Annotated in this window: 3 protein-coding genes; all 3 read right to left on the bottom strand. The window is 36.5% G+C overall.

Annotated elements, in window-relative coordinates; translation table 11 throughout:
• Positions 1-304: 304 nt before the first annotated feature.
• Positions 305-5188: a LamG-like jellyroll fold domain-containing protein gene (locus DMB68_RS13950; protein ID WP_110347292.1), complete on the bottom strand. Its 4884-nt coding sequence runs from the start codon at positions 5186-5188 to the stop codon at positions 305-307.
• Between the two features lie 261 nt (positions 5189-5449).
• On the bottom strand, positions 5450-6280 hold the full coding sequence (locus DMB68_RS13945; RefSeq protein WP_110347291.1) for a T9SS sorting signal type C domain-containing protein: 831 nt from the start codon (positions 6278-6280) through the stop codon (positions 5450-5452).
• A 273-nt stretch (positions 6281-6553) separates the two neighbouring features.
• Complete coding sequence (locus DMB68_RS13940) at positions 6554-10594, bottom strand: glycine-rich domain-containing protein (RefSeq protein ID WP_124019432.1); 4041 nt, start codon at positions 10592-10594, stop codon at positions 6554-6556.
• Positions 10595-10793: the final 199 nt, after the last annotated feature.

Genomic DNA, 10793 nt, shown 5'->3' with positions numbered 1-10793 from the left:
TAGTTTGGGGCTAATTAAGCAACAAAAATAAGAGTTCTGAATGGCTTTTTTAACAAAAAACAAAGAATTCGATAAAAGACAAAAAAACACGATAAAAAGACGTGTTTTTTGAATAAAAATAATATTTACAGGTAAAATCTTACTTAAAATATTAGAAATAATTATTTAAAAAAATGTTTCATAAGACTAATAATTTTTTGTCTAACTCTAAAAATTATTGAATAATAGCTAACAGATATTAAAATAAAAAAAAATCCGATAGCATAATTACTATCGGATCTTTACCTAAACACAAACTAACTAATTACCTAAATATTATTTTTCGTGTTTCCTCACGATCATTCTCTAAAATTACTTTTACTAATAAAACCTGCTCTGCAACATTTAACTGTGTGGAAAACGGATTACTGTTAATTTTATCTTTTTTGTAAATCAATTTTCCCGAAATATCATATATAAAAATTTTATCAATAGTATCATTCCCAGCATTAATCTTAATGACTTTATCATGAACTGTAACAATCAAATTATTATTATTTTCAAAATCATCCGAGCCCAAATTTGTATTACTGTATTTCAAAACAAAACGATCATCAAAGGTTCCAATTGCCGTATTAAAAGTGTAATTGCCAGTTTGGAGATTATGGACAGTCTGAGTTAATCTGTCTTCGAGATATATTGCCTGATTAGATAAAACCCCATCTGTCTGATTTATTCCTATAGTAAAATTACCGGCAATTGTACTTTTATATCCCAAGGTCACAACGTCAGTATTTTCAAAAGGTAATGCCCTTCCCTGAATAACCAGTTTTTTATCATTATTGATGCTATAAAAATCTACATAAGGATGACCATCCAAGCTAACTCCGTCAAATTGATCTTCAAAATTATCTGTTGCTCCGTCAATATAGCCTATTAATGTTTGCTTATAAGCTCCTTGATTATTACTTAATTCGAGCCATAAACGATGTCTTTCCTGATTTGAAGTTTTTGCTGGTTTAAAAAACTGATTATTATTCCCTGCTATACGCATGCCATTTGTGAATGTAATTGTTCCCGATGCTTTTGAAGCGACAAAAAAGGACTGTCCTGCAGCTATATAGCCTGTTGGCTTTCTACCCAAATCTAAAGATGGATTATCATTATGGCCAGGGGAACTTTTTGCAGATATTCCTACACCACCTGTTAGGTTATAAGAGGCATAATCATCTGTTGAGTATGCAATGGTAGTTCCAATTTGTCCAACTGCTGTATTGTGCGTCCAAAAATAAATAGTTCCTTCTAAAGTGGTATTATTAGCTGATAAAAATGAATTTGCATTCAGTGCAGATGGGAATGGATTTCCTATCAAAAAGTAACGCGTTGCTGTAAGAGCTGTTATTTCTTCTCCAAAGACACCCCCATTATTAGGAACACCAACAAACTGAAGCTGCTGAGCATAAGGGAAAACCACATTTTCTCCATTACCATGAAGCCCTGCCTCAGGTGTTCTGATTAAATATCCTTTACCAACTGTCATACTATTCGCCGGAAGCTCTTCCGCCCAATTATCTATTGTTGTATTGTATGATAAATATTTATCAAACCTCGTATTTGGCGACAATACATTGAGAACCTGAGTAGCTACCGGAGCAGACCAATAAGTAAAATCATATTTTTTCATTGGTTGAGCAATTCTCTTATAAACTATATTTCCAGTATTGCTGACATCGTTTGTCTGTACAAGACTTGCATTGTTTTCAAAAGTTAGTGTTCCGCCCGTAGTTGTAACTGCATTGGTGATGGTAAAAGTATGTCCAGAGTTTACTGTAACAGAAACCCCCGAATTCACAGTACAGGTACAGCCACTTAAATCTCCTCCTGAACTATAATTTCCGGTAAAAACAATGTAATTATTAATTGATGGTGGATTTGACCAGCCAGAACCATTCCATGTTGATGTGGTAACGACTAAAGGATTCAGTACAATATTAGCTGAATTAGGAGAATAACACGCACCTGTCTTAACCGCAGCAGTAAAATTGCTATTCGGTGCCAGATTGGATATAGTGACACTTGTCCCGCTTCCTGTATAAGTCTGACCTGTTGAAAATTGTAATGTCCATTCTCCAGCAGGAAGACCATTTAGCACAACAGTACCTTCCGGATTAGCACATGTCGCCTGAGTAATTGTTCCTAAAACAGGAGCTGTAGGACCTGTACTCACTAATATAGAAATGGTATTAGACGAAGTCGTCATCATACCGCAGGCAGCATTTCTTGAACGTACCCTGTAATAATAAGTAGTATTAGAACTTAATCCGGTTACAGCAAGACTCGTTACATTACCTACGTTTAAACTGTTGTAAGACGGAAGTATGGCTGTAAAACCAGCATCTGTAGCTACGTCTAAATGATAGGCATTAGCTCCGTCAACTGCATTCCAATTGGCTGTAAAACTGGTACAAGATAATGTGGCAGCAGCTGTCGCAACTGGTGTTTTAGCTTGTAATGTTTGATATTCAATTACATTAGAATTGGCACTTACACCACAACTGGTATTTCTGCGGATTCTGTAATAAACAGGTCCGGGAGGAACATTTGTAACAGCATAAGTTGTTACGGCTCCAACATTTAAACCATTATAACCTGAAACAAAACTGGTAAAAGCGGCATCTGTAGCTACATCTAATATATAACTTGTGGTTCCGGCTACTGATCCCCAATTAGCATTGATTGTAGTGGTACAATTTGCACCTGTTCCTGCAGCGGCCGTTACGGTACTTGCTGATCCCACGGTAAAAGTTTTAGCATTTGGGCTAGTCACACCTATCAACGACACTGTTACTCTGTAGTCTCCCGGAGTCAGACCAGTTATATTTTTTGAAGTTGCAAAAACAGCTGTACTAGGAAGTTTTTGCCAGACATATGCGTAAGGATCTGACCATACAGGAGAACTCTGGAATGTTCCATTATTACCTACAGGGGTTGACGTTAATATTGTCCCTGTACCATCGAAAAAATTATAGCCTGCAACAATGCCCGATTCTACTCCTGAATACGTTGTTGGTCCAAAAGCCAGACTCGTGATTCGGGATTGTGAAAGTGCTGTATTATAAAATCCTACTTTTAACACATCACCACTAAATGATTCTCCTAATGCGTCATTAAAGACGCGACTGCCAATTTTAGTGGTAAACGCAGAAGCACCATAATTAGAAGTAGTTGTTACGCCACCAGTAACAGTTGCACTGACACCATCAATATATATCCTGATTCGTGTTCCATCTCCAGTAGCTGCTATATGATGCCATTGACCATTTCCTAAAGAAGCCGGCAGTGGAGCTGTTGCTATACCAGACGCATTTGTCCACAACTCAATAGTTGTTGAATTTGCAAAGCCTAATTCAATAGCATTATTCTGTCCAAACAAACTTGTTCTTCCGGTGATATCAGCTAAATTAAACTTTATCCATCCTTCAATTGTAAAAGCACTTCGATTAGAAAGCATTTGAGATCCTAAATCAATATAATCATTATCTGCTTTTTGAAAACTTACAGCATTATTCATATTGGTGACCGTAATACTACCGTCAGAAGCACTGGAACAAGTAGCATCTACGATAGTTGCAACTGGCTGAGGCAATAATGAAAATATGGTCATCTCAGCTGTGGCACTGGCACATCCTGCCACACTATACGTTATTGTGTAGGTACCACCCGCACTAGCCGTCAAATCTACTTCTCCTGTACTTGTACTCACAAAAACTAACCCTGAGGGAGTTGCTGAATAAGTTCCTCCTGTAGGTCCGGTTTGAGTGGCACCAACCTTACCAGTTGCTATAAATGCATTTCCGGGATACGAAATTGTGGGAGGAGGTGAAAATTTATATACCTGCCCATTTGCAGGTTTTGCTGCAAGAGTAAATATAAAAGCACTGGATGTTGTAGTCGGACTTGCGCTCACATCGTTAAGGAGCAAATATTTTCCATTTGTGTCATATATACCTATTGTAGCAGATGGGAGTCTCAATGCTCCGGCACCCTGTTTATAAATATATTCTATAGTATTGCTTTTTTCATATAACCATATCTGAAAAGAAATGGCATCATTTGGTCCATTATAATCCCATTTCTGTTTGGAAAATTCAATCTTGAAAATCCTGTTCGGTGCGGTTCCTGAAGTTACATATTTTGGAATTATAGTAAGTTCAATATCATCCCACAATGCAAATAACGCCGGCTTTATCACACTAGCATTCAACACGTTATTGGTGTAATTTTGTGCTGCTGTTGGATTAGGTGACGCAAATGTCACCCATCCATTACTGGAAATCCTAATATTTGAATAAAAAGATCCTGCAAAGTTAAAAGTAAATGGTAATGCAACCGTATTTGAAAGCGCATCATCTGAACTTGCTGCTAAACCCGGTACATCTGTAGCAGACAATAAACTATCGTATGTCCTTGAACTTGCTGAAAAACAATAATTATTAGCATCTAATCCTGCCGCAACAGGAGGAGTAAATCTGTAAATCTGTCCCGTGGACGGCTTAGTTGCAATATCTGTTGTAAAAACATCTGATTGTGCTATAGGAGTTCCTGAAGCATTGCTCAATGTCAAATATTTACTGGCTCCATCATATATACCTATTGATGCACCACCTGATGAGGCGGTATTAGCCGCTACGGCTCCCTGATTATAAAGAAATTCAACAACATTGGTAGTTTCAAACAGCCATACCTGAAAAGAAATTACATCTCCGGCCACTCCGTTATTCCAGCTTTGCTGAAGCCATTCTACTTTAAATCTCCTATGTGGGGCAATACCGGTTGTTATATATCTTGGTTTAACATTACATTTTAAATCATCCCACAAAGGGAATAAAACGGGTTTTCTGGTTTCTGCATTTGCCTGAGAATTGGTATTAGAATCTGTTGCTGCTGCCGAAAAAGACAGGAAACCATTTGAGGAAACCCTAACAGAAGTATAAGCCGTTCCCGCAAAAATAAATGTAAAAGGCAATGCAATAGCAGTTGAAATATTGTTATCATCAGTTGCACCCAGTGAGGTATCCGTAACCCCGGGAACTCCGGTCAGCGGAATATAATTTCCCTGAACTGCTGTAAATGTATAATTACTTGCCGATTGTCCAAATGAATATACAAAAATTAAAAAAAAGCCTATTGTTATGTATATATTTTTCATTTTAATTTAATATTAGGTTAAGTATTTCCTGTTATAAAAAACTGCCATAAAAATCAATTGTACTTTTTTAAATTCTAAAAGCTACAGTAAAATGCCATCTAAAATACCGCTAATCTTCTGAAAGTATTAACTTTAATGATTTTAAGATTAACTCAAAAAACTAACTAAGAAGAAGAATAAAAAAATAAGAATTACCCTTCTTTTGTAAAAATGCGCATAAAAAAATCCCATAAATTTCTTTATTGGATTTTTAGTATTTTTTTATTTAAATAGTGCTTTTTTAGTAATGGATTTTCCATTTTCTAAAAAAACTTTTACTAATAGAATCTGTTGTGTAGAAGGTAAATCCGGAATCATTAAATGCGTGTCTCTAATGTTCTCTTTATTTGATAATTGTTCACCGGAAATACCATAAACAAAAACTTTATCAATATTTTCTACCGTTGAGTTAATTGAAATTATTTGATTCTTAATTCCAATTGAAACTACGTCATTTACAGCTTCAAATTCATCCGAAGCCAATGCTGTATTAGTATGTCTTAATACAAACCTATTATTAAAAACGCCTATCTGTGTAGTAAAAGTATAGCTGCTTTGTCTTAAATCATTGATCGTATTTGTTAATTTATCTTCCAGATAAACAGGCCTATTTACAAACATTCCATCCACCTCATCTATCGAAATAGTAAATTCTCCTGCTATAATTGTACGATATCCTAACGGCACTACATCAGATTCATTAAAAGGCAATGCCCGCCCTTGTATAACCAGATTTTTACCTGAATTAATACTATAAAAATCTATAAACGGATTCCTATCCAAAGTTATTCCGTCAAAATCCCCATCATATCCATTGGTGGCTCCCTCTATATAACCAACTAACAATTGTTTAAAAGCTCCTTCTGTATTTGTCATATTGAGCCAAACACGATGCTTTTCCAACAAACTGGGTTTTGATGTTTTAGATGATTTAAAAGATTGAATGTTGTTTTCTGAGACTCTGTTTACATCATTAAATGTATGTGTTGCTGATTGTCCAAACGAGCATATAAAAATCATAAATATGCTTCCAGTAATAAAAATCTTTTTCATCTCAATTTGATATTAAATGAATAATTCGGTTTAACGAAAAGAAGGAATGCAGAATCCCTTAATTTTTCAATTATCAAAGAACACCATTAAGATAATAATTTTTTAATCACCAATCGTCTAAATACCCAAATAATCGATAAAATACACTATTAAGATTATACTTACGTTGATATTTTTAAAGATAAGTAATTGAAAATCTAATTGATATAATAAAAAACAATTAAAATATATTAAGGCAGTAAATACTTACTTTCAGGAGCTCAATTGTATTGACTATTTTATAGACGTTATAATCTTTTTATTTATTATATGATTGTTTGCTAAAAGAATTTTAATTAATAAAACCTCATTTTTAAATTTGAGATTACTGATTACTACCTCAGAAGATGAAATGTCAGAATCATTATAAATTAATTTTCCTGAAATATCATAAATCGACACCTTATTCATATTTTCACCCTGCGAATTAAGCCTTAAGTTTTTGTTATCAACCCAAACCACAACACTGTTATTGTCTTGTTCAAACTCATCTGCAGCTAATGTTTTATTAGTATATCTTAAAACAAATCTATTGTTAAAAACTCCTTTTCCGGTCGTGAAAGTATAATCACTTTGACTTAAATCCTTAATGGTGTGAGTTAGCTTATCTTCTAAATAGACTGGCTGAGTACTAAGTATTCCATCAGCCTTATTTATTGAAATTGTAAACTCGCCTGCTATAATGGTTCGATATCCCAAAGGCACTATATCAGAATCATTAAAAGGCAGTACTCGCCCCTGAATAGCAAGATTACTACCCAGATTAGTACTATAAAAATCGATGTACGCATTTCCATCAAAACTTATTCCATCAAAATTACCGTCGTATCCATTGGTTGCTCCTGCGACATAACCGAGTAATAATTGTTTAAAAGCACCATCTTTATTAGTCATATTAAGCCATAAACGGTGTTTTTCTAATAAACTTGATTTTGCCTCTTTTACCGATTTAAAAAACTGATTATTGTCTCCCTGAATTCTCATTGTATTATTAAATGCAACAGTTCCATTGGCACTCGCCAATGCAAAGAAAGACTGCCCTGCAGCTATGTTACCGGATGGTTCGTTTCCGCCAGAAGGTGCAGGCGAAGTTGACGTTCCGCCAACTCCGTTATAAGTAGCATAATCGCTGGAGGAATATGCCGGTTGACTACCTACTATTTGTACAGGAGTATTATGAGTCCAGAAATAAATAGTCCCGTCTAAAATTGAACTGTTATTAGAATTTTCAAACAAAAAACTATCTGCACTGATCGCGGAAGGATACGGATTACCAATTAAATAATAATTTCCGGCTGTCACTGACTGCCCTGAAATATTCCCATTGTTAGGAATACCAATAAACTCAACCTCCTGCGAATAAGGAAAAGCAACATGTTCTCCATTAGGCCAGGATCCCTCAGCTGGAGTTCTGATAATATATCCAATTCCTGATGCCATAACCGACGCACCGTATTGTTCTTCACGCCAAACTGTTCCGGTAAAAGAAAGATATTTATCCCATCTTGTATTTGGAGATAAATTGTATAGCGTTTGTCCGGATACAGGTGATGACCAATATGTAAAATCGAAATTCTTCATTGGTGTTGAAGTTCTTTTGTAAATAATATTACCTGAATTAACAGTGGCATTCTTCTGAACCAGACTAGCATTATTTTCAAAAGTTAATGTTCCGCTATTAACATTTACCGCATTAGTAATGGTTAATGTCTTATCTGAATTGACAACAATATCACCAGAATTTACTGTACAGCTACAACCTGACATATCAGTAGAAATAATATAACTGTCTTCAAAAACAATTTTATCATCAGCAGCTGGCAAAGTAGCATCACCTGTTTTTGACCATTTGGTGCCATCCCAAATATTAGCAGGCTGGTTAATATCTAATGGCACAGATGCATTAGATGTGCAAATTCCCTCTGTGACCGTAAAAGTATAAATACCTCCAGCAAGACCAGTGAGAGTATAGGTTACTCCTGTTCCGTTAGTGACAAAATTTCCGTTTTGATATAATGCCCAATTCCCTTCAGGCAAATTATTTATAACTACACTACCTAATAGAGCATCACAAACGGGGTATGTTATCGCTCCAAAAGTTGGAACCTCAAAAGCATCTATATTAATTCTTGTTTCGACAGATTCTTTTGCACAAGTCAAAACATTTTCCAGTAAAACCTTATATGTTCTAAAAGAAACCGGTATACTTGTCGGTGTGTATGAAACCTGACCTGCTGTTCCTGCAATATCATGCCAGGTCGCATTATTATTGTCGTCACTATATTGCCATTTTAGGACCAAAGAAGGATCAGGATATGGAATATTACTTCCGGTAATGCTTGTCAATGTGAGAGTAGGAAATGCATCTTCTTTACAAATATGTTTTCCACCATGCACCTGCCCCTTATCAATTACCAGCACTTCAGTTGAAAATGTTACCGGAGTTGTAGCATTACAACCCTCTGAATTATCATAGTTAACCGTAATTGTTTTTACCCCGGCTGTTAACCATTCAATGACTATATCAAAATCATTAGTTGTTCCTCTTGCAATTAGATTATAATCAACATTTACCGTACCTGAAACTGTCCAGTTGTAATTGGACTGCCCTGCCTGAGTAACATAAGTTGTATGTGTTTCTGCACAAGTCTGGGCTTTAGCCGGTGTGATAAAGCTAACTACAGGTCTTGACCTTACCGTTATTGTTCCCGTTTTGGTTACTGTACCACAACCTCCTGTCAAGGTAATTTCATAATTAAAAGTTCCTGTAGCAGTTGGAATTCCGCTAATCGTTACAACATTCCCTGCCCAGCCTCCGGATACTCCCGATGGCAACCCTGAAAAACTAGCCCCTGTAGCTCCTGTAGTGTTATATGTTATATTTGTAATTGCAGTATTTCTACATACAGATTGAACATCTGTGCCAACAACAGAACTTAATGTAATAGCATTAACAGGATTTACTGTCACAGTTGTAAAAGCTGAATTTTGTTCGTTACATACCCCATTCTTTACAACTGCCCTAAATTGTGTTGTCTGAGATAATATCCCGGAAGTATAAGTAGTACCCGTAGCACTCAATATATCTGTCCAGACAGAAAAAGGAGCTACTGCATATTGCCATTTCATGATAGTTCCGGTATGACCTGACAGAGACAATGTTCCACTTGTATTACCTGTACAAATTGTTGTTCCTCCACTTACAGATCCTCCAACACTTGCACCATATACATTTATCGTTACTTCATTAGCAGTCGAAAAATTATTAAAACAAGATTCAGAAGTAAGCCTCGTTACTGTTATTTTACAGAGACCTGGTGCATTCAATCCAGTGGCTGTAAACTCTAATGTTCCTGCTACACTAACAGTAGCATTAGCAGTTAAGCTGGCAACTGGGTTATTGGTATTATAACTTACTACATAATCACCTACCGGCAAGCCAACTCCTGTTAACTTTACTAAAGAAGTAGTGCCTGAAGGTATACAAACATCCGGTGCAGAAATACCGGTAAAGCTATAAGTCGGACAAGTATAGTTAATTTTTATCTGGCCATTCCCTCCGTTTCCTCCTGGATAGCTGCCGGCTAGTAGTCCTAACGCACCGCCGCCGCCGCCGCCTGGTGCGTTGCCAGAATTCGCTGCACCACCTAAGGCTAGAGTCATTCCATCACCACCTTTTCCGCCACCTGTTACTGCAGCCCCACCAGCTATAACTAAAAGAGTTACATTGGCGCTATTTCCGATTACTCCAGTACCCGAAGGACCAGGTCCGGCACTACCTCCGCCTCCGCCAGAAGCCAATACTTGTACTATTGCTCCTACGGTACCTCCTGCAAGTCCATTACCCCCGACAAAACTCCCAACACCAGATGAGGTTCCACCAGCTCCTCCGAGACCATTTGCTGAGGCTCCATTTTTACCTCCGGCTCCTCCATTTGCGATTACTGTAGAAAAATTTGTAATTTCTCCATTTGGTCCGTCAGCACCGTTAGCCCCAACTCCACCAGCACCTACTTTATAATTTAATGTTGTTGCCGGGGTCACTCCAAATGTAGCTGATCTGGTATATGCTCCGCCTCCGCCTCCGCCTCCGCCAAAAAGGAGATTATTAATACCTCCTCCGGCACCTCCGGCACCCCAGCATTCAACATTTAATGAAGTAACACCAGCAGGAATTTTAAAAGTACCATTACCTGGCGTTGTATAGGTATGAGGTGGCTGAGCCCACATAGAGGAATAAACTAAAAGCAATAGAAAAAATAGTCTTAGTCTCATAATAACAGAGTTTAAAGATTAAAAAATCAATGAATTCTTGGTATTATTTATGAGTGGTATTGAAAAAATGAATACTGTCAGAATATTGAGATTGGTCTGAAGTAACACTTTTTCTCAAAAAACATACATTACACTAAACAACTGAAGTTAAGGCGCTTAAAAAAAGTATTATTTCAAATGTAAGAAAATAAAAAACCAA

The organism is Flavobacterium hydrophilum, from assembly GCF_003202405.1.
Taxonomy (GTDB): domain Bacteria; phylum Bacteroidota; class Bacteroidia; order Flavobacteriales; family Flavobacteriaceae; genus Flavobacterium; species Flavobacterium hydrophilum.
Note: the sequence above shows the minus strand (reverse complement) of the source record. Positions and strands in the feature narration are given on the sequence as shown.

Excerpts from the sequence above, each read along its gene's own strand:
- DMB68_RS13945 (WP_110347291.1), bottom strand. The coding sequence starts at position 6,280 with ATGAAAAAGATTTTTATTACTGGAAGCATATTTATGATTTTTATATGC.
- DMB68_RS13950 (WP_110347292.1), bottom strand. The coding sequence starts at position 5,188 with ATGAAAAATATATACATAACAATAGGCTTTTTTTTAATTTTTGTATAT.
- DMB68_RS13940 (WP_124019432.1), bottom strand. The coding sequence starts at position 10,594 with ATGAGACTAAGACTATTTTTTCTATTGCTTTTAGTTTATTCCTCTATG.